This window comes from Pseudomonas sp. HS6 (genome assembly GCF_023375815.1).
GTDB lineage: Bacteria > Pseudomonadota > Gammaproteobacteria > Pseudomonadales > Pseudomonadaceae > Aquipseudomonas.
The window spans coordinates 3,317,240-3,336,409 of the sequence record NZ_CP067412.1 but is presented as its reverse complement, the minus strand read 5'-3'; the positions used below and the strand labels follow the sequence as shown (position 1 = coordinate 3,336,409).

The following is a 19,170-nucleotide window of genomic DNA, read 5'->3' as shown; positions in this document are numbered from 1 at the left end:
ATGACAGGCGTCGCCTACGGCTGCGAACAGGTCGCATCTGGCACAAGCGCTGAATGGCTATCGCGCACACTCGATCCGCAGACATTTCGGATGGAGAAGGTGGCATGGACACAGGAAGCTTCAGCGCGGCAGATCGACTGGAACGCCTGCCGGTCAGCGGTTATCACCGGATCATATTCATCATCATCGCCCTGGCGTTTTTCTTCGACTCCATGGATCTGGCGATGATGACCTTCCTGCTCGGCTCGATCAAAACCGAATTCGGCCTGAGCAGCGCCGAAGCCGGGCTACTCGCCAGTTCGAGTTTTTTCGGCATGGTGCTGGGCGCATCGCTGTCAGGATTGCTGGCTGATCGTTTCGGTCGCAAACCGGTATTTCAGTGGAGCATCGTGTTGTGGGGCTTGGCCAGCTACCTGTGCTCCACGGCGCAGATGGTCGAGAGCCTCACGCTGTTCCGCATCCTGCTGGGGATCGGCATGGGCATGGAGTTTCCGATTGCCCAATCGATGCTGTCGGAACTGATACCGGCCAAGCGTCGCGGGCGATACATTGCCTTGATGGACGGCTTCTGGCCGCTGGGTTTTGTCGCTGCCGGAGTTCTGTCGTATTTCCTGCTGCCGCTGATTGGCTGGCGCGACATCTTTCTGGTGCTGGCGGTGCCGGCGGTCTTTGTATTGGCGATCCGTTTTTTCATTCCCGAGTCGCCACGCTGGCTGGAGCAGGCGGGCAAGCATGACGCGGCGGACAAGGTGCTGTGTGCAATTGAGGATCGGGTGCGGGCGTCGCTCGGCGGGGCTACGTTGCCGGAGCCGGTTCGCCTGCCTCGGGTGATCACGCCACCGGGCAACTTCCTGTCGGCCCTCGGCCAGATCTGGTCGCCGCAGTACCGACAGCGCACGATGATGATCTGGAGCCTGTGGTTCTTTGCGCTGCTCGGGTTCTATGGACTGACGTCCTGGCTCAGTGCGTTGCTGCAACAATCGGGGTTCGCGGTCACCCAGTCGGTGTACTACACGGTGTTGATTTCCCTCGGCGGGATTCCAGGTTTTCTGATGGCGGCGTGGCTGGTGGAGCGCTGGGGGCGTAAGCCGGTGTGCATCGTCACGTTGCTTGGCGGCGGGGTGATGGCGTTTCTGTATGGCCAGAGTGCGGTGTTTGGCGGCAATGTCGGATTGCTGATCGGCACGGGTCTGTTGATGCAGTTTTTCCTGTTCGGCATGTGGGCGGTGCTCTACACCTACACGCCGGAGTTGTATCCGACCTCGGCGCGGGCGACGGGCTCGGGTTTCGCCTCGGCTATCGGGCGCGTGGGATCGTTGCTCGGGCCGCTGATCACCGGTCTGGTGTTCCCGATCACCGGGCAGGGCGGGGTGTTTGCACTGGGGGCGTTGTGCTTTGCGGTGGCGGCGGGGGTGGTGTGGTTGTTCGGGATGGAGACCCGGGGCAAGACGCTGGAAGAGTTGACTGAAGCGGTTGTGCGCTGAGACCTGAAAAGCCGTTCGAACACGGGTGTGTTCGAACGGCTTTCGGCCGTTACGGTTTTACCAACCGCGCATCCAGGCTGTTCTGTGCCAGGCGTTTGGCCTGATCCTGAGTCATGCCCAGGTGCGTGTGCAGCGCATGGAAGTTCTCGGTGACATAACCGCCGAAATACGCCGGGTCATCGGAGTTCACCGTGACCTTCACGCCGCGCTCGAGCATGTCGAGGATGTTGTGCTGCGACATGTGATCGAACACGCAGAGCTTGGTGTTCGACAGCGGGCACACGGTCAGCGGGATCTGCTCGTCGATGATCCGCTGCATCAGGCGCTCGTCTTCGATGGCGCGCACGCCATGGTCGATGCGCTGGATTTTCAGCAGGTCGATGGCTTCCCAGATGTACTCCGGCGGGCCTTCTTCGCCGGCGTGGGCGACGGTCAGGAAGCCTTCGTGACGGGCACGGTCGAACACGCGCTGGAACTTGCTCGGCGGGTGACCCATCTCGGAGCTGTCCAGGCCTACGGCGACGAACGCATCACGGAACGGCAGCGCCTGGTCGAGGGTTTTCTGCGCTTCGTCTTCGCTCAGGTGGCGCAGGAAGCTCAGGATCAAACCGCTGGTGATGCCCAGTTGCTGCTCGCCGTCCTTCAGCGCGGCGGCGATGCCGTTGAGCACCACTTCGAACGGGATGCCACGGTCGGTGTGGGTCTGCGGATCGAAGAATGGTTCGGTGTGGATCACGTTCTGTTCTTTGCAGCGCAGCAGGTAGGCCCAGGTCAGGTCGTAGAAATCCTGGGAGGTGCGCAGCACGCCGGCGCCCTGGTAATACAGGTCGAGGAATTCCTGCAAATTGTTGAAGGCGTAAGCCTTGCGCAGGGTTTCGACGTCGCTCCACGGCAGGGCGATCTTGTTGCGTTCGGCCAGGGCGAACAGCAGCTCGGGCTCCAGCGAACCTTCGAGGTGCAGGTGCAGTTCGGCCTTGGGCAGGGCGTTGAGCCAGTCGTACATTATTGGAATCTCATCAGGTGCAATGACGGGCATTCTACAGATGCCCGCCGAAACAATTGGCAAAACCTGACCAACCGATCCATCACACCGCTTCCTGCTCCCGTCGATAGGCGTAGGTATCGGCGAAGCGCGACAGCAGGAATTCGGCGCAGGTAGTGGTCGGGTATTTCGCGGGATAGTGTGCGTCCTGACAACCGGGCAGGCATTCGATACATGTGTCCGGGTGCGGTTCGGCGAAGAACGGCATCGAGTAGCGATCCACGCCGAGCGGGCTGATCACCCGGTGCGGGGTCGAGCGATAACGGTCGTTGCTCCAGCGCGCCATCATGTCGCCGAGGTTGACCACGAATGTGCCGTCGATGGGCGGGGCGTCGATCCACTGACCTTTTACGTTTTTCACCTGCAAGCCGCAGGCCGCGTCCTGATACAACAGCGTTATGCAGCCGTAATCGGTGTGCGCGCCGGCACCTTGCTGCTCGGCGGAGCTGGCGGTGTGACGCGGCGGGTAATGGATCATTCGCAATACGCTGACTGGCTCGTTGAAGCGTGTATCGAAGAAGTCGCGCTCGATGCCCAGCGCTAAAGTCATGGCCCGCAGCAGGGTTTGCGCGAGGGCCTGCATGTCGAGGTAATGCTGTTCCATCAGCGTTTCCCAACCGGGAATGGCCGGATGACGGTTGGGGCCGCGCAAGGGTTTTGCTGCCAGCACCTCGGGGTGATCGGCCGGCAGGTGCAGGCCCATGTCGAAGGTTTCCTTCAGATCGCTGGGTTTGTCCGGGTCGAGTTGCTCGGTGGCGATGGCACCGTAGCCGCGGTGATGACGGGTTTGGGTGATGTCGATCTTGAGTTTTTCCGCTGTCGGCAATGCAAAGAAGTGCCGGGCATGATCGAGTAAGGCATTGATGCGCTGCGCAGAAATCGGATGACCCTTGATGTAGAAGAAGCCCCATTCGCGGCAGGCGTGGTCGATCTGTTCGGCGACGGCGGACCAGGCGTTCTGGTCGGTAGAGTAGAGCGGCGAGATGTCGATGATCGGAAGGCTGTTCATGCACAATCCTTGGAGTCATGTGAGATCCAGTGTGGGAGCCAGCCTGCTGGCTCCCACAGGGTTTTATGGCGGGCAGGCGTTACTTCGGCATCTCGGCCTTCATCCCTTCGACGTAGTAATTCATCGACGCCAGTTCCACATTGGTCGCGCTGACCCCTGCCGGGATTTTCTCGACCCCGGCCTGATCCTTGATCGGCCCGGTGAACGGTTGCAGGGCGCCGCTCTTGATGTCGGCAATGATCTGCTCGGCTTCGGCCTTCACCGGCGCCGGCACCAGATCGCTGATCGGCAATTCGACCGTGCCTTCCTTCAACCCACCCCAATAGTCCTGGGATTTCCAGTTGTGGTCGATCACGCTCTGGGTCGCCTGAATGTAATGCGGCGCCCAGTCGTTGACGATTGAGGTCAGCACGGCTTTCGGGCCGAAATGCGCCATGTCGGAAGCGTAGCCCACGGCATACACACCACGTCGTTCGGCGGCCTGGATCGGCGCCGGGCTGTCGGTGTGCTGGAACACCACGTCCACGCCCTGATCGATCAGCGCGTTGGCAGCGTCGGCCTCTTTACCCGGATCGAACCAGGAGTTGACCCAAACCACTTTGATTTCGGTGCCGGGGTTGTACTTGTTCAGGGCCAGCTGGATGGCGTTGATGTCGCGGATCACTTCCGGGATCGGGAACGAGGCGACGTAGCCGATCTTTTTGGTCTTGGTCATTTTCGCCGCGAGGAAACCACCGACATAACGGCCTTCATAAGTGCGCGCGAGATAGGTGCCGAGGTTCTTGTCCTGCTTGTAGCCGGTGGCGTGCTCGAAGGTCACTTTGGGAAACTGTTTGGCGACTTTCACCGTCGGGTTCATGTAGCCGAAAGAGGTGGTGAAGATCAGGTCGTAGTTGTCCTTGGCCATGTTGCGGATCACCCGCTCGGCGTCGGCGCCTTCGGCGACGTTCTCAACGTAGTTGGTGGTGATCTGCGTGCCGAGCTTTTCCGCCAGCGCCTTGCGCCCCTGTTCATGCTGATACGTCCAACCGTGGTCGCCGATGGGGCCGATGTAGACGAAGCCGACTTTCAGTGGATCGGCGGCACTGGCGCCCAGGCTGAGGCCAAGGCCCATGGCGATGCACAGCAGTGTTTGCATTGGACGTTTTTGCATGAACGCGAACTCCCTTTTGTTGTGTGTGGGGAGGGCAATGCAAAAGGCTGACCAAGCGGACAACAAATCGATTCGAAATCGCGGCGAGGTGTTCGCGAGCTAGCCCGCCCCCACAAAAGCACCGCGATCCCTGTGGGAGCGAGCCTGCTCGCGATGAGGCCGGTGCGGCCAATAAAAGTGCAGCGGCTGTAACGGTTGCTGCCGGCTGGTGCGCTAAGGTGTAACGAACCATTAGCGCCGCCTCGCAGTCAGTAACTCATTCGTCCCCAGCGCCCGCAGGCCCACCATGCTCACGATCCTCAAGCAAGAAAGCTTTCTGCTGCTGGCTCTGATCGCCGCTCTCGTGGCGTATCCGCTGGAACACTGGTTGCTGCACAGTGGCCAGATCGTCGCCCTGACCGGCGGGCTGGTGTTGATCGCATTCATCGTCGCCGCCTCGATGCGCGTCGCCCATCAGGCAGAACTGCTCGCGGAAAAGGTCGGCGACCCGTACGGCACGATGATCCTGACCCTCGCCGCCGTGCTGGTGGAAGTGGTGATCCTGGCGATCATGATGAGCAACGAAGCCTCGCCGACCCTGGTGCGCGACACGATCTATTCGGCGGTCATGCTCGACATCAACGGCATCCTCGGTCTCGCCGCATTGATGGGCGGGATCAAGCATGGCGAGCAGTCCTACAACGATGATTCGGCCCGCAGTTACAGCGTGATGATCCTCACCGCCATGGGCGTGTCGATGGTGGTGCCGGAGTTCATTCCCGAGGCCAACTGGAAAATCTATTCGGCGTTCACCATCGGCGCGATGGTGGTGCTTTATGCGTTGTTCCTGCGCATGCAGGTCGGGCCGCACAGCTACTTTTTCAGCTACAGCTACCCGGACAAACGTCGCAAGAAAGAGCCCGTGGAACAAGAGCCGAAACCGGTCAGCCTGGCGCTGTCGATCGGCATTCTGGTCTTTGGTGTGGTGGTGATCGGCGCACTGGCCGAAGTGATGTCCAAGACCCTCGATCTGGGCCTGGAAGGGACGGGCGCACCGCCGGTGATCACGGCGATTCTGGTGGCGGCGATCTCGGCAGCGCCGGAGATTTTGACCGCGTTGCGTGCAGCGTTGGCCAACCGTATGCAATCGGTGGTCAACATTGCGATGGGCGCTTCGTTATCGACGGTGATTTTGACGGTGCCGGTGATGGAAGCGATGGCGCTCTACACGGGGCAGCCGTTTCAGATGGCGATGACGCCCGTGCAGACGGTGATGATCTTCATCACGCTGATCGTCAGCGCGATCAACCTCAATGACGGGGAGACCAATGCCATTGAGGGCATGACCCATTTTGTGTTGTTTGCGACGTTCATCATGTTGTCGCTGCTCGGCCTTTGAGCCCACCAGAAACCACTGTGGGAGCTAGCTTGCTAGCGATTACGGTACATCAGTCAACATCTCTGTTTACTGACAGATCGCAATCGCTAGCAGGCTAGCTCCCACAGGTTTAACCACTGGGTAATCAGGTGCCGGCAATCAACTGCCGAGCCGCCTGGCTGTGATCGGCAATCAGGCCTTTGAGATCCAGCCCTTCAACCTGCCCGTCAACCACGCGCCACTTGCCGCCGACCATCACGCGATCCGCGCGGTCCGCACCGCACAACAGCAATGCCGAGATCGGGTCATGACTTCCGGAGAAGCGCAGCTCATCGAGCTTGAACAACGCCAGATCCGCCTGTTTGCCGACCGCCAGTTCGCCGATGTCGGTACGGCCCAGCAAGCTCGCCGAACCCTTGGTCGCCCAACCCAGCACACGTTCCGGGGTGATCTTCTCGGCACCATAACGCAGGCGCTGGATGTACAGGGCCTGACGCGCTTCGAGGATCATGTTCGACGCATCGTTGGAGGCCGAGCCATCCACACCCAGACCGAACAGTGCACCGGCATCGGTCAGGTCGATGCTCGGGCAGATGCCGGACGCCAGACGCATGTTCGAGCTCGGGCAATGGCAGATGCCGGTGCCGGCCGCGCCGAGGCGGGCGATTTCGTCGGGGTTGAAATGGATGCCGTGGGCCAGCCAGGTGCGCGGGCCGAGCCAGCCGACGCTGTCCAGATAATCCACGGTGCGCAGGCCGAAGCGTTGCAGGCAGAAATCTTCTTCGTCGAGGGTTTCGGCGAGGTGAGTGTGCAGGCGCACATCGAGTTTGTTCGCCAGTTCGGCGCTGGCGGACATGATTTCCGGGGTCACCGAGAACGGTGAGCATGGCGCCAGCGCGATCTGGATTTGCGCGCCGTCACCACGCTCGTGGTACTCGTGAATCAGCCGCTGGCTGTCGTCGAGAATTACCTGGCCTTCCTGCACGGTCTGCTGCGGAGGCAGGCCGCCGTCCTTCTCGCCGAGGCTCATCGAACCGCGGGTGAGCATGGCGCGCATGCCCAGTTCACGCACGGTTTCGACTTGCACGTCGATGGCGTTTTCCAGGCCATCCGGGAACAGGTAGTGGTGATCGGCGGCGGTGGTGCAACCCGACAACAGCAACTCGGCCAGCGCAACCTTGGTGGCGAGGGCGAGTTTTTCAGGCGTCAGGCGCGCCCAGACCGGATACAGGGTTTTCAGCCACGGGAACAACGGCTGATTGACCACCGGCGCCCAGGCGCGGGTCAGGGTCTGATAGAAGTGGTGATGGGTGTTGATCAGGCCCGGCAGGATCACGTGTTCACGGGCATCGAACACTTCATTGCACGGGGTCGACGGCTGTTGGCCGGCGCCGAGCACTTCGGTGATCACACCGTCTTGCAGCACCAGACCGCCACGTGCATCGAGGCCGTTGGCCGTGAAAATGGCGAGGGGATTTTTTAACCAGATACGGGTCGCAGGCATTGTGGCCGGCTCCTCTGAAAGTTGGGTTCAGGGTTGCCAGCTCAGTGTTGCCCTGTCTGCTGATCCAGGGTCGCCGCGAAGGACGAGGTGCGGAGTTTCGATCAAAATGTTGCGACGGGCAAGTCCAACCCGACCAGACACCGGGATAACCCTGTGGGAGCGAGCCCCCCACAGGGTCCAGTGATTACCAGGGAATGGTTTCACCTTTGTAGTTCACGAAGTGATGGCCGCCCTTGCCGGCAAACGCATCCACCTGATCCACCAGACCACGGGTGCTGGTCTCCACGTCGATGTCGGCACCTTCGCCGCCCATGTCGGTTTTCACCCAGCCTGGATGCAGCGACAGCACCGTCAGTTTCTGATCGCCCAACTGCGTGACGAAGCTGTTGGTCATGGAGTTGAGCGCCGCTTTGCTGGCCTTGTACAGCGCCAGTTCCGGTGCGTCGGGCATGGTCACGCTGCCGAGTACCGAACTCATGAATGCCAGCACGCCGCTGCCGTCGCGAATCTGCCCGACAAAGCGTTGGGCCAGGTTGATCGGTGCCACGGCGTTGGTGAAGAACAGCTGACCGACTTCCGCCAGCGTTGCGCCGCCCGGCGTCTGGACTTCAGGGCCCTTGACCCCGGCGTTGACGAACAGCAGGTCGAAGGTCTCGCTCTTGAGCTGTTGGCTCAGGGCGATCACCGCTTGCTGGTCGTCCATGTCGAGTTTTTCGATCTGCACGTTGCCCAGTGCTTTCAGTGCCTCGGCGTTCGCAGGATTGCGAACCGTGGCGGTGACTTGCCAGCCGTCGGCCAGCAGGGTTTTCACCAGTCCCAGGCCCAGGCCTCGGGAGGCGCCGATGATCAGTGCGTGCTTGGCAGGATTAAGTGCGGACATGACGGGCTTCCTTGAAAGTTGAAAGATCACGGGTTCAATGGACAGCGTTGACCGAGCCGTTGCTGCAACTCGTGGCGCAACTCGCCGAGTTCGGCCATGCGGGTTTCGATCAGCTTGAGCTTGTCTTGCAGCAGTTGCGTGACGGCCGTGTCGGGGTTTGGCGATTGCCACAACGCGCCAACGCTGCTGCCGATCTCGCCGAGGGTAAAGCCCAGACGCTGCGCCGTCTTGATGTAAAGCACCAGTTGCACCATCTCCGGTGGATAGTCGCGATAACCGTTGGCGCTGCGTTGCGCCGCGATCAATTCGCGCTCCTCGTAGAAACGCAGCGTGTCACGGCTGACATCGCAGGCCTGGGCCAACTCACCGATGCGCATCAAGGACATCTCGAAAGTGTTTGACCCTGGAGCATACTCCAGGCTTTACCGTGGTTGCTCCCTGAATTTTCGGAGCAAGGACGATGTGGACTTCAACGCAGTATCGCAACGTGGTGCGTGGCAGTGCCTGGTATGACTTGATCGTCACGGCAGCGTTTGTCACGCCGTGGAGTTTTGCCGCATTGCATGGGCTGTTGACGGCGTTGAGCCAGATGCTGAATCTGCCCGGCGAGCTGCCGCCGTTCGAACCTGTGCACATGTTGATGGCGAATCTGTTGGGTTCGGTGGTTTGTGTTTGGGCAGTGCTGCGGATTCGTGATCCGCAGCTGGCTTATGGACGCTATGACGCGGTGGCGCGGTTTCTGTTCGCCGCGTGGCAGGCGTATGCCCTGGCCCATGGCGCCAGTTCGATGCTGGTGGGCTTTCTGGTCTTCGAACTGGCGTGGGGTGTGGCTCAGGTATTGCCGGTTCAAAGCACCTCAGTGCCCGGGCTGCCACGGCTGTCCCAGTGACACCGGCGCATACAACCGCGTACGCACCGCATCCCGCGACAACAGCACCAGCACCAGAATGGTCGCGACGTACGGCAGCATCGCCAGCAAGCTCGACGGAATCGCCAGTCCCAACCCCTGCGCCACCAGGTGCAGGATGCTGGCGAGTCCGAACAGATACGCCCCGAGCAACAGTCGCCACACCCGCCAACTGGCGAACACCACCAGCGCGAGGGCGATCCAGCCGCGTCCGGCGGTCATGTTTTCGGCCCACATCGGCGTGTACGCCAGCGACAGATAAGCCCCGGCCAGTCCGGCCATCGCTCCGCCAAACAGCACCGCCAGTGTACGCACGGTCAGCACAGGCAAGCCCATGGCACTCGCCGCATCAGGATTCTCGCCGACCGCTTGAATGATCAGCCCGACACGACTTTTCACGATCACCCACGCCACCAGCGCAAACAGCGCGAATGACAGGTACACCAGCAGATCTTGAGCAAACAGCATGCGGCCGATCAATGGGATCTCACTCAGGTAAGGAATCGCCAGCGGCTCGAAACCGGCCAGCGGTTTGCCGACCCACGCCGCACCGACAAAGGTCGACAGGCCCACGCCAAAAATCGTCAGCGCCAGCCCGGTCGCCACCTGATTGGCGTTGAACACCAGTGCCACCAGCGCAAACAGCGACGACAACAGCATCCCGGCGAGCATCGCCAGTACAACGCCGAGCCACAGATTGCCGGTGCTGAAGGCGACGATGAAACCGATCACCGCACCAAACAGCATCATCCCTTCCTGCCCGAGGTTGAGCACGCCGCTCTTTTCGCAGATCAGTTCACCCAGCGCCACCAGCAGCAGCGGTGTGCCGCAACGCACCATGGCGTAGAAAATATTGCTCAGCAGATCGATGTCCATCACAGCGCTCCGGCGGTTACGGCGGTGGTTGAAGTGCGTCGGGCCCAGCGCAGGTTCAGGCGGGGTCGGTAGAGGATCAGCACGTCACAGGCCAGCAGGAAAAACAGCATCATTCCCTGGAACAACTGGGTGATCGCCTGTGGCAGGTTCAGCGTCATCTGCGCGCTCTCGCCACCGATGTACAGCAGCGCCATCAACAGGCTGGAAAACAGAATCCCGATAGGGTTGAGCCGCCCGAGAAACGCCACGGTGATCGCTGCATAGCCATAACCGGGCGAGACTTGCGGCACCAGTTGCCCGATCGGCCCCGTGACTTCGCAAACACCGGCAAGTCCCGCCAATCCTCCGCTGATCAACAGCGCGAGCCAGATCAGGCGTTTCTCGCGAAAACCGGCAAATCCTGCCGCGCGTTTATCCAGCCCGAGCACTTTGATCTGGAAACCGACAAAGCTTTTCTGCAACAACACCCACACCGCCACCAGCGCCAACAGGGCGAAATACACCCCGGCGTGAACCCGGCCATCCTCAATCAACAGCGGCAAACGGCTGGCGTCGCCGAACATCGCCGACTCGGGAAAGTTGTACCCGGCCGGGTCCTTCAACGGCCCGTGGACGCAGAACAGCAGCAGGTTCAGCGCAATGTAATTGAGCATGATGCTGGTGAGGATTTCGTTGGCATTGAAGCGCGTGCGCAACCAGGCGGTCAGCCCGGCCCACGCGGCGCCGGCGAGGGTGCCTGTGAGCAGGGTCAGCACTAGTGCCCAGCGGCTTTGCATGTCGATGATGTTCACCGCCAGCGCACTGCCGGCCAACGCACCGAGCAACAACTGACCTTCGGCGCCGATGTTCCAGATCCGTGCCTGATAAGCCACCGCGAGGCCCAGGGCGCAGAGCAGGATCGGCAATGCCTTGACCAGCAGTTCGGAGACGCCATATAGGTCGCTGACTGGCGCTATCAGCAAGGTGTGCAAGGTTTGCAGCGGATCGTGACCGAGGGCGATGAACAGCAGCGAGCCGCAACCTAGGGTCAGCGCCGCCGCCAATAGCGGCGAGCACCACAGCATCAGGCGCGATTGTCGGCCACGGGGTTCGAGAGAAAGCAGCATGGAAAACTCCGTTAAACCGAGGCGGGTTGGGGTTGAGGGCTGTGGAACTGACCGGCCATCCAGCCACCGACATCGCTGATCCGGGTTTGCGCGGTATCTTGCAGCGCCGACATCTGTCCGCCGCAGAGCGCGCCGAGGCGATCGCAGATCTGGAACAGTTCGTCGAGGTCTTCGGAAATCACCAGGATTGCTGCGCCGGCATCGCGCAGTGCGATCAGGGCGCGATGAATCACCGCCGCCGCGCCGACGTCCACGCCCCAGGTCGGGTGCGCCGCGATCAGCAATTTCGGCTGCTGGAGGATTTCCCGGCCAAGGATGAATTTCTGCAGGTTGCCGCCGGACAGGCTGCGGGCGGCAGTTTGGGTGTCAGGAGTTTTCACCCCGAAGCGCTGGATGATCGCTTCGGCGAGGGATTCAACTTTGCTGCGTTCGATCAGCCCGTGGCTGACCAGACCTTGTTGAAATGCGGTGAGCAGGGCGTTGTCGGCCAGGCTCAACTCCGGCACCGCGCCGTGACCGAGACGCTCGGCGGGGACGAAAGCCAGGCCGAGTTTGCGGCGTGCATCCGGGCGCAGATCGGCGACGGGGCGTTCTTGGAAACAGATGGTTTGCGCTGCGTCGCGGGGCAGGATTTGCTCGCCGCTAAGCAGTGCCAGCAACTCATCCTGACCATTGCCAGCCACCCCGGCGATGCCGACGACTTCGCCGCTGCGCACTTGCAGGTCGATGTCGATCAACGAACAGCCGAACGGATCGGGGTTGTGCCAGTTCAATCCGCTGACCTGCAGAAATGTCGCGCCGCCACTGACTTTCGGGTATTCGCCGATCAACGCCGCCGACTCGCCGACCATCAGTTGTGCCAGTTGTTGGTCGGAGCATTGCGCCGGTACGCAATGCCCAGCCACCCGACCTCCGCGCAATACCGTGGCGCTATGGCACAAGGCGCGCACTTCGCCGAGTTTGTGGCTGATGAACAGAATGCTGCAGCCCTCGGCCGCGAGCCGGCGCAGGGTGATGAACAACTCGTCGGTTTCTTGTGGCGTGAGTACCGAGGTGGGTTCGTCGAGAATCAACAGGCGAATGTCCTGCATCAGGCAACGGACGATCTCCACCCGTTGGCGCTCGCCGATCGACAGGCTGTGGACAAGTCGCTCCGGCTCCAGCGCCATGCCATAACGGCGGGACACTTCGCGGATTTTCGGTTCAAGCTGTTTCGGCGCCCCGGCGGCCGGGCCCATCGCCAGCGCAATGTTCTGCGCCACGGTCAGGGTTTCGAACAACGAGAAATGCTGGAACACCATGCCGATGCCCAACTGCCGGGCCTGGGCCGGGTTGCGCATGTTCACCGGTTGCCCTTGCCAGAGCATTTCGCCCGAGTCGGCCTGGGTAACGCCGTAGATGATTTTCATCAGCGTGCTTTTACCCGCACCGTTTTCACCGAGCAGGGCGTGGATTTCACCGGGGGCGATGCTCAGGTCGATGGCATCGTTGGCCAGGCAACCGGGGTAATGTTTGCTGATGCGGCGCAGCTGCAGGCGCGGGGTGGGCGTGGCGTTGGGCATGACAGGCTCGGCTTGCTTGGAGTTGTGCCTGTGGATAAAGCAATTTCCTGGCCATTGAGTCAGGAACCCGTCAAGCCCTTGCCCGGCGACCCTTCAAGTAGAGCCACGAAGGTAAAACTGCTCCGATTCGCGGCACCAATTAAGCGCAAAGCCTTTGAACAGGCTCCAGTTTTGTACGTGAAATTCTGGTTAAAAAACGAGCAATCGCGCCGGAGCCAAGCAGCACCTGCGGCTAAGGGAGTCATGAACGGGTTATCCACAGGTTGCTCCACAGTATTTGTGCGCAATCAGAAAACCTTGGCATAAGCGCACCGGTGCTATCTCCCAATGGCGATAAACACATCTAACTGATTGTTTTTGCTTGGAATTAAACTTTTTTCATGTGGTTTGGGCGAAAAGTGTACAAATCGCGCAAAGCCACGTGACAGAAGGGTTACAGCGGTGTGTGCTCAGGTTATCCACAGTCGGGTGCACAGCTGATGTGGGCAACTCGGTGGAATAAGCGAATTGTGTCGTGCCCTGAAATATTGCAGGTGCTCAGCGCTGGAGCAGTATGCGTCCACGGCTGAGATCGGCCAGTTGGTTTTGCAGCAACGGAATCTGTGCTTCCCCCACTGCCAACTGTAATTCTACGCCGTTGGCGGTGAAGTTCTCTTCCACAACGAGGCCGCCGAGATCCGCCACCCGCAATTTCACCAGCGCCAGTTCGGCAAACCCGCACGCGCAACGCAGGGGCACGCGGCTGATCAATTCGATTTTCGTCGCCGCTTGCAGGCACTTGTTCGCGCCGCCGCCATAAGCCCGGGCCAACCCGCCGGTGCCCAGTTGAATGCCGCCATACCAGCGGATCACCAGCACCGCGACCTGATCGCACTCCTGCGCTTCGATGGCCGCGAGAATCGGACGCCCGGCCGTTCCACCAGGTTCGCCGTCGTCGTTGCTGCGGTACTGATCACCGAGTTTCCACGCCCAGCAATTGTGTGACGCGTTCAAGTCGCTGTGCTGCTCGATGAAGGCTTGCGCATCGGCAGGGCTGCCGATCGGTGCGGCGAATGTGATGAAACGGCTTTTGCGAATCTCTTCGCGGAACTCGCAAAAGCCGCTGAGGGTGAATGGCATAGAACGACTTATATAGAAGGAGTGAGGCCGCAGCCTTTGAGAATGATGCGGATCAGGTTGCTGCCGGCGTCTTCCATGTCCTGTTTGGTCAACTTGCTGCGGCCGGTCACCCGGCAGATTTGCGTGGCAAAGTCGGCGTAATGCTGGGTGCTGCCCCACAACAGGAAGATCAGATGCACCGGGTCGACCGGGTCCATTTTGCCCGCGTCGATCCAGGACTGGAACACTCCGGCGCGGCCCAGGAACCAGGCGCGGTAATCCTGGTTGAAATATTCGGTCAGGCATTCGCCACCGCTGATTACTTCCATCGCAAAGACGCGCGACGCCTGCGGATGACGGCGGGAAAACTCCATTTTTGCGCGGATGTAGCGGGTCAGCGCTTCGGCCGGATCGTCCTCGGCGGTCAGGGTGTTGAAGGTGCTGTCCCACAGCTCGAGGATGTTGCTCAGCACCGCCACGTACAACCCGAGCTTATTGGTGAAGTAGTAATGCAGATTCGCCTTGGGCAACCCGGCCTTGGTGGCGATGGTGTTCATGCTGGTGCCTTTGAACCCGTGACGGGCGAACTCGTCTTCGGCGGCTTTGATGATGGTCTCTTCGTTCTTCTGACGAATGCGGCTGGCAGGTTTGCCGCCGTGAGCGGGGACTTCAAAGGTCATAGGCACTTCCGGGTTTGTCTGTGGGGTGCAACCAGTTGCGTTGATAGCGCAACCATCGGCTCGCGACAAGCCTTCGGCGAATAATACGCCGGTCGCTAGCGCGTTGCGGCCAGGCTTTCGAGAAAGCTTTCCAGTACCAGATGCGGGCGCCGACCCTTGCGGGTGACCGAGGCAAGGCTCAAATCATAGAAGCGTGTGTTGGCCTTGAGCGCACGCAGTCGCCCCTGTTGTACCCAGAGGCTGGCGTAGTGATCTGGCAGATAACCGATGTAACGCCCGGTCAGAATCAGGAACGCCATGCCCTCACGGTCGGAAGCACTGGCGGTACAGTTGAGAGCTTGATAGTGGGCCTGGATCTCCGCTGGCAAACGGAAGGTCGGCGCGATGGCGTCCTGACTGTTCAGGCGTTCGTCGTCCAGTTGCTTGTCATCGACATAAAACAGCGGATGGCCGACCGCGCAATAAAGCAGCGAACGTTCGCTGTACAGCGGCTGATATTCCAGTCCCGACAGCGCACTGGCCTGCGGCACCACGCCGACATGCAGGCGTCCGTCGAGTACGCCTTGTTCGACTTCGTTGGGGGCGATCATGCGGATCTGGATCTGCACGTCCGGCCCACGCTCCTTCAACTGCGCCAGTGCATGGGTGATGCGCATGTGGGGCAGGGTGACGAGGTTGTCGGTCAGGCCGATGATCAGTTCGCCGCGCAAGTGCTGGTGCAGGCCGTTGACCTCGGTGCGGAAACTTTCCAGCGCACTTAAAAGCTGCAGCGCCGATTGATAGACCTCGCGGCCCTCTTCGGTCAAGGAGAAACCGGCGCGGCCGCGTTGGCACAGACGCAGGCCGAGGCGTTGTTCCAGATCGCTCATCTGCTGGCTGATCGCCGAGCGACCGATACCGAGCACGGTTTCCGCCGCGGAGAAACCGCCGCACTCCACCACGCTGCGAAAAATCCGCAGCAGGCGAATGTCAAAGTCACTGACCTGAGCCAGTGGATCGGGGCGGCGGCTGCTCATGTTGTTGTTCTCATTGTTTAGCAGAGTTCTAACTGAAGGTTAGAAGAGTTGAATTTCACCGACTTTATCCGCGTGGCAATTTAGCCGCAACAACGCTTTCTATCTCTCTGACGCTTATTGCCCTGCGAGGTTTTGCCCGATGAACATGCCTGAAAACGCGTCGTCGCCACTGGCCAGCCAACTGAAGCTGGACGCGCACTGGATGCCGTACACCGCCAACCGCAACTTCCAGCGCGACCCGCGTCTGATCGTCGGCGCCGAAGGCAGCTGGCTGATCGACGACAAGGGCCGCAAGGTGTACGACTCGCTGTCCGGTCTGTGGACCTGCGGCGCCGGGCATACCCGCAAGGAAATCCAGGAAGCGGTGGCCAAGCAGTTGGGCACTCTCGATTACTCGCCGGGCTTCCAGTACGGTCACCCGCTGTCGTTCCAGCTGGCGGAGAAAATCACCGACCTGACGCCGGGTAACCTGAATCACGTGTTCTTCACTGACTCGGGTTCCGAGTGTGCCGATACCGCGGTGAAAATGGTCCGCGCTTACTGGCGCCTGAAAGGCCAGTCGACCAAGACCAAAATGATCGGCCGCGCCCGTGGCTATCACGGCGTGAACATCGCCGGAACCAGCCTCGGCGGCGTCAACGGCAACCGCAAGCTGTTCGGTCAGGCGATGATGGATGTCGATCACCTGCCGCACACCTTGCTGGCGAGCAATGCATTTTCCCGTGGCATGCCGGAGCAGGGCGGTATCGCCCTGGCCGATGAGTTGCTGAAGCTGATCGAGCTGCACGATGCTTCGAATATCGCTGCGGTGTTCGTTGAACCGTTGGCCGGTTCCGCTGGCGTGCTGGTTCCGCCACAGGGCTACCTCAAGCGTCTGCGTGAAATCTGCGATCAGCACAACATCCTGCTGGTGTTCGATGAAGTGATCACCGGTTTCGGCCGTACCGGCAACATGTTCGGTGCCGACACCTTTGGTGTGACCCCGGACCTGATGTGCATCGCCAAGCAAGTCACCAACGGCGCGATCCCGATGGGCGCGGTGATTGCCAGCTCCGAGATCTATCAGACCTTCATGAACCAGCCGACCCCGGAATACGCCGTGGAATTCCCGCACGGCTACACCTATTCGGCGCACCCGGTGGCTTGCGCCGCTGGCCTGGCGGCACTCGACCTGCTGCAAAAGGAAAACCTGGTGCAGAGCGTGGCCGACGTCGCGCCGCATTTCGAAAATGCCCTGCACGGCCTGAAAGGCGCGAAGAACGTCATCGACATTCGCAACTACGGCCTGGCCGGTGCGATCCAGATCGCGGGCCGTGACGGTGACGCCATCGTGCGTCCGTTCGAAGCCGGCATGGCGTTGTGGAAAGCCGGGTTCTACGTGCGTTTCGGCGGCGACACCCTGCAGTTCGGCCCAACCTTCAACAGCAAGCCGCAAGACCTCGATCGTCTGTTCGACGCGGTCGGCGAAGTGCTGAACAAGCTCGACTGATTTTTCCTTCTATATATACCTACAAAAACGGGCACTCCATGGCGGGTGCCCGTGGACAAGAATTCAGGAGTTTTCGATGAGCGTTATCCCGCATTTGATCAATGGCGAACTGGTGACCGAGAACGGTCGCGCTGTCGATGTGTTCAACCCGTCCACTGGCCAGGCGATCCACAAGTTGCCGCTGGCCAGCCAGGAAACCATCCAGAAAGCCATCGATGCCGCCAAAGCTGCGTTCCCGGCCTGGCGCAATACGCCACCGGCCAAGCGCGCCCAAGTGATGTTCCGTTTCAAGCAACTGCTGGAGCAGAATGAAGCACGCATCTCGCAATTGATCAGTGAAGAACATGGCAAGACGCTGGAAGATGCTGCCGGTGAGCTGAAGCGTGGTATCGAGAACGTCGAGTTCGCCTGCGCAGCGCCGGAAATCCTCAAGGGTGAGTACAGCCGCAACGTCGGCCCGAACATTGATGCCTGGTCGGACTTCCAGCCGCTGGGCGTGGTGGCCGGTATCACGCCGTTCAACTTCCCGGCGATGGTACCGCTGTGGATGTATCCACTGGCGATCGTCTGCGGCAACTGCTTTATCCTCAAACCGTCCGAGCGTGATCCAAGCTCGACCCTGCTGATCGCGCAACTGTTGCTGGAAGCGGGTCTGCCGAAAGGTGTGATGAGCGTGGTTCACGGTGACAAGACTGCGGTGGATGCGCTGATCGAAGCGCCGGAAGTCAAGGCGCTGAGCTTCGTGGGCTCGACGCCGATTGCCGAATACATCTATGCCGAAGGCACCAAGCGCGGTAAACGCGTACAGGCACTGGGCGGCGCGAAGAACCACGCGGTGCTGATGCCGGATGCGGATCTGGACAACGCCGTCAGCGCACTGATGGGCGCGGCTTATGGTTCTTGCGGCGAGCGCTGCATGGCAATTTCGGTGGCCGTGTGTGTGGGCGATCAGGTAGCCGATGCGCTGGTGGCGAAACTGGTTCCACAGATCAAGGCATTGAAAATCGGTGCCGGTACTTCGTGTGGTCTGGACATGGGGCCGTTGGTCACCGGTCAGGCTCGCGACAAAGTCAGCGGTTATGTCGAAGACGGCGTGGCGGCGGGCGCGACCCTGGTGGTCGATGGTCGTGGTCTGAGCGTTGCCGGTCACGAGGAAGGCTTCTTCCTGGGTGGCTGCCTGTTCGATAACGTCACCCCTGAAATGCGCATCTATAAAGAAGAAATCTTCGGGCCGGTACTGTGCATCGTTCGGGTGAACAGCCTGGAAGAGGCAATGCAGCTGATCAACGATCACGAATACGGTAACGGCACCTGCATCTTCACCCGTGATGGTGAGGCGGCACGTCTGTTCTGCGACGAGATCGAAGTCGGCATGGTCGGTGTCAACGTACCGCTGCCGGTGCCGGTGGCTTACCACAGCTTCGGCGGCTGGAAGCGCTCGCTGTTCGGCGACCTGCATGCCTATGGTCCGGATGGTGTGCGCTTCTACACCCGTCGCAAAGCGATCACCCAGCGCTGGCCACAGCGCGCGAGCCATGAAGCTTCGCAATTCGCATTCCCTAGCTTGTAAGTAGAAGGGCAGTGCAAAGAAGGCCGACCTTTTAAGGTCGGCCTTTGCGTTTCGGAGCTTTTTTGACCGATATGACAGATTTATGAAATTAAAAGTTGACGGCAGATTCTGGAGGCCTATAATTCGCCCCACTTCCGGCGCAGTCGAAATGCCTCGATACCGATGAACGTATCACCCGCCGCCAGACCGGTGTTAACGCCGGTTTTCAGGTTGATCGTCACGCCGACGCCCTGGTTGGCATCTTCGTAGCTGGCGGTGTCGAATCCTGCGCCACCGTTGAGCTGATCAGCCCCTTCGCCACCGATGAGAAGGTCGTTGCCATCCCCACCATTCAACACATCATCACCCGCCAAACCGCGTATTTGATCATCGCCGGCGGTACCTGCCAGCGTATCGGCACCGTTGGACCCGTAAATTACAGCCATTACATCTTCCTT

At 60.6% G+C, this 19,170-nt stretch carries 18 protein-coding genes; 5 read left to right on the top strand and 13 right to left on the bottom strand.

Features of this window, described 5'->3' with window-relative positions:
- Window positions 1–104 precede the first annotated feature (104 nt).
- A complete protein-coding gene (locus tag JJN09_RS15125) occupies window positions 105–1,484 on the top strand; it encodes an MFS transporter (protein WP_249482463.1) in 1,380 nt (459 codons plus the stop codon).
- A 49-nt stretch (window positions 1,485–1,533) separates the two neighbouring features.
- Here the strand turns inward: JJN09_RS15125 and JJN09_RS15120 are convergent, their stop codons facing one another.
- From JJN09_RS15120 to JJN09_RS15110, 3 genes are all read right to left on the bottom strand, one after another.
- Window positions 1,534–2,487, bottom strand: coding sequence for an adenosine deaminase (locus tag JJN09_RS15120; protein WP_249482462.1), 954 nt, complete (start codon window positions 2,485–2,487; stop codon window positions 1,534–1,536).
- A gap of 82 nt (window positions 2,488–2,569) precedes the next feature.
- Window positions 2,570–3,535, bottom strand: a complete 966-nt coding sequence (locus JJN09_RS15115) for a 2-oxoglutarate and iron-dependent oxygenase domain-containing protein (protein WP_249482461.1) — start codon at window positions 3,533–3,535, stop codon at window positions 2,570–2,572.
- A 79-nt stretch (window positions 3,536–3,614) separates the two neighbouring features.
- Window positions 3,615–4,688, bottom strand: coding sequence for a BMP family ABC transporter substrate-binding protein (locus JJN09_RS15110; RefSeq protein ID WP_249482460.1), 1,074 nt, complete (start codon window positions 4,686–4,688; stop codon window positions 3,615–3,617).
- A gap of 286 nt (window positions 4,689–4,974) precedes the next feature.
- Between JJN09_RS15110 and JJN09_RS15105 the strand changes: the two genes are divergently transcribed.
- On the top strand, window positions 4,975–6,066 hold the full coding sequence (locus tag JJN09_RS15105) for a calcium:proton antiporter (RefSeq protein WP_249482459.1): 1,092 nt from the start codon (window positions 4,975–4,977) through the stop codon (window positions 6,064–6,066).
- Between the two features lie 124 nt (window positions 6,067–6,190).
- On the opposite strand, the gene JJN09_RS15100 is transcribed toward JJN09_RS15105, so the two are convergent.
- The 3 genes from JJN09_RS15100 to JJN09_RS15090 form a co-directional block, all read right to left on the bottom strand.
- Complete coding sequence (locus JJN09_RS15100) at window positions 6,191–7,549, bottom strand: 8-oxoguanine deaminase (RefSeq protein WP_249482458.1); 1,359 nt, start codon at window positions 7,547–7,549, stop codon at window positions 6,191–6,193.
- 184 nt (window positions 7,550–7,733) lie between these two features.
- Window positions 7,734–8,429: an SDR family oxidoreductase gene (locus tag JJN09_RS15095; protein WP_249482457.1), complete on the bottom strand. Its 696-nt coding sequence runs from the start codon at window positions 8,427–8,429 to the stop codon at window positions 7,734–7,736.
- A 26-nt stretch (window positions 8,430–8,455) separates the two neighbouring features.
- Entirely contained in the window at window positions 8,456–8,806 is a 351-nt protein-coding gene (locus tag JJN09_RS15090) for a MerR family transcriptional regulator (RefSeq protein WP_249490813.1), read from the bottom strand.
- 83 nt (window positions 8,807–8,889) lie between these two features.
- Here JJN09_RS15090 and JJN09_RS15085 point away from each other — a divergent pair, with 83 nt between their 5' ends.
- Complete coding sequence (locus JJN09_RS15085) at window positions 8,890–9,318, top strand: hypothetical protein (protein ID WP_249482456.1); 429 nt, start codon at window positions 8,890–8,892, stop codon at window positions 9,316–9,318.
- Here JJN09_RS15085 and JJN09_RS15080 read toward each other — a convergent pair.
- From JJN09_RS15080 to JJN09_RS15055, 6 genes are all read right to left on the bottom strand, one after another.
- On the bottom strand, window positions 9,286–10,212 hold the full coding sequence (locus JJN09_RS15080; RefSeq protein WP_249482455.1) for an ABC transporter permease: 927 nt from the start codon (window positions 10,210–10,212) through the stop codon (window positions 9,286–9,288). The two genes, JJN09_RS15085 and JJN09_RS15080, sit on opposite strands and share 33 nt — an antisense overlap.
- Window positions 10,212–11,318 (bottom strand): ABC transporter permease, encoded by a 1,107-nt coding sequence (locus JJN09_RS15075; protein WP_249482454.1) that lies wholly within the window; start codon window positions 11,316–11,318, stop codon window positions 10,212–10,214. The genes JJN09_RS15080 and JJN09_RS15075 overlap by 1 nt, the downstream gene beginning before the upstream one ends.
- An 11-nt stretch (window positions 11,319–11,329) precedes the next feature.
- Window positions 11,330–12,880, bottom strand: a complete 1,551-nt coding sequence (locus tag JJN09_RS15070; protein ID WP_249482453.1) for an ABC transporter ATP-binding protein — start codon at window positions 12,878–12,880, stop codon at window positions 11,330–11,332.
- A gap of 537 nt (window positions 12,881–13,417) precedes the next feature.
- Window positions 13,418–13,999 carry a YigZ family protein gene (locus tag JJN09_RS15065; protein ID WP_249482452.1) on the bottom strand — a complete coding sequence of 194 codons (582 nt, stop codon included), beginning with the start codon at window positions 13,997–13,999 and terminating at the stop codon, window positions 13,418–13,420.
- 8 nt (window positions 14,000–14,007) lie between these two features.
- Complete coding sequence (locus JJN09_RS15060) at window positions 14,008–14,658, bottom strand: TetR/AcrR family transcriptional regulator (protein ID WP_249482451.1); 651 nt, start codon at window positions 14,656–14,658, stop codon at window positions 14,008–14,010.
- Window positions 14,659–14,753: 95 nt separating this feature from the next.
- On the bottom strand, window positions 14,754–15,674 hold the full coding sequence (locus JJN09_RS15055) for a LysR family transcriptional regulator (RefSeq protein WP_192559700.1): 921 nt from the start codon (window positions 15,672–15,674) through the stop codon (window positions 14,754–14,756).
- 139 nt (window positions 15,675–15,813) lie between these two features.
- On the opposite strand from JJN09_RS15055, the gene JJN09_RS15050 reads away from it, so the two are divergent.
- The gene (locus JJN09_RS15050; protein WP_249482450.1) at window positions 15,814–17,163 is read left to right on the top strand and encodes an aspartate aminotransferase family protein; all 1,350 of its coding nucleotides are present in this window, start codon (window positions 15,814–15,816) and stop codon (window positions 17,161–17,163) included.
- A gap of 76 nt (window positions 17,164–17,239) precedes the next feature.
- Entirely contained in the window at window positions 17,240–18,733 is a 1,494-nt protein-coding gene (locus JJN09_RS15045) for a CoA-acylating methylmalonate-semialdehyde dehydrogenase (protein WP_249482449.1), read from the top strand.
- 116 nt (window positions 18,734–18,849) lie between these two features.
- On the opposite strand, the gene JJN09_RS15040 is transcribed toward JJN09_RS15045, so the two are convergent.
- Entirely contained in the window at window positions 18,850–19,158 is a 309-nt protein-coding gene (locus JJN09_RS15040) for a calcium-binding protein (protein ID WP_249482448.1), read from the bottom strand.
- Between the last annotated feature and the right edge of the window lie 12 nt (window positions 19,159–19,170).

What these genes read in the sequence shown, in the direction of transcription:
- JJN09_RS15125 (WP_249482463.1), top strand. Translation starts at nt 105, where the DNA reads ATGGACACAGGAAGCTTCAGCGCGGCAGATCGACTGGAACGCCTGCCG.
- JJN09_RS15120 (WP_249482462.1), bottom strand. Translation starts at nt 2,487, where the DNA reads ATGTACGACTGGCTCAACGCCCTGCCCAAGGCCGAACTGCACCTGCAC.
- JJN09_RS15115 (WP_249482461.1), bottom strand. Translation starts at nt 3,535, where the DNA reads ATGAACAGCCTTCCGATCATCGACATCTCGCCGCTCTACTCTACCGAC.
- JJN09_RS15110 (WP_249482460.1), bottom strand. Translation starts at nt 4,688, where the DNA reads ATGCAAAAACGTCCAATGCAAACACTGCTGTGCATCGCCATGGGCCTT.
- JJN09_RS15105 (WP_249482459.1), top strand. Translation starts at nt 4,975, where the DNA reads ATGCTCACGATCCTCAAGCAAGAAAGCTTTCTGCTGCTGGCTCTGATC.
- JJN09_RS15100 (WP_249482458.1), bottom strand. Translation starts at nt 7,549, where the DNA reads ATGCCTGCGACCCGTATCTGGTTAAAAAATCCCCTCGCCATTTTCACG.
- JJN09_RS15095 (WP_249482457.1), bottom strand. Translation starts at nt 8,429, where the DNA reads ATGTCCGCACTTAATCCTGCCAAGCACGCACTGATCATCGGCGCCTCC.
- JJN09_RS15090 (WP_249490813.1), bottom strand. Translation starts at nt 8,806, where the DNA reads ATGCGCATCGGTGAGTTGGCCCAGGCCTGCGATGTCAGCCGTGACACG.
- JJN09_RS15085 (WP_249482456.1), top strand. Translation starts at nt 8,890, where the DNA reads ATGTGGACTTCAACGCAGTATCGCAACGTGGTGCGTGGCAGTGCCTGG.
- JJN09_RS15080 (WP_249482455.1), bottom strand. Translation starts at nt 10,212, where the DNA reads ATGGACATCGATCTGCTGAGCAATATTTTCTACGCCATGGTGCGTTGC.
- JJN09_RS15075 (WP_249482454.1), bottom strand. Translation starts at nt 11,318, where the DNA reads ATGCTGCTTTCTCTCGAACCCCGTGGCCGACAATCGCGCCTGATGCTG.
- JJN09_RS15070 (WP_249482453.1), bottom strand. Translation starts at nt 12,880, where the DNA reads ATGCCCAACGCCACGCCCACCCCGCGCCTGCAGCTGCGCCGCATCAGC.
- JJN09_RS15065 (WP_249482452.1), bottom strand. Translation starts at nt 13,999, where the DNA reads ATGCCATTCACCCTCAGCGGCTTTTGCGAGTTCCGCGAAGAGATTCGC.
- JJN09_RS15060 (WP_249482451.1), bottom strand. Translation starts at nt 14,658, where the DNA reads ATGACCTTTGAAGTCCCCGCTCACGGCGGCAAACCTGCCAGCCGCATT.
- JJN09_RS15055 (WP_192559700.1), bottom strand. Translation starts at nt 15,674, where the DNA reads ATGAGCAGCCGCCGCCCCGATCCACTGGCTCAGGTCAGTGACTTTGAC.
- JJN09_RS15050 (WP_249482450.1), top strand. Translation starts at nt 15,814, where the DNA reads ATGAACATGCCTGAAAACGCGTCGTCGCCACTGGCCAGCCAACTGAAG.
- JJN09_RS15045 (WP_249482449.1), top strand. Translation starts at nt 17,240, where the DNA reads ATGAGCGTTATCCCGCATTTGATCAATGGCGAACTGGTGACCGAGAAC.
- JJN09_RS15040 (WP_249482448.1), bottom strand. Translation starts at nt 19,158, where the DNA reads ATGGCTGTAATTTACGGGTCCAACGGTGCCGATACGCTGGCAGGTACC.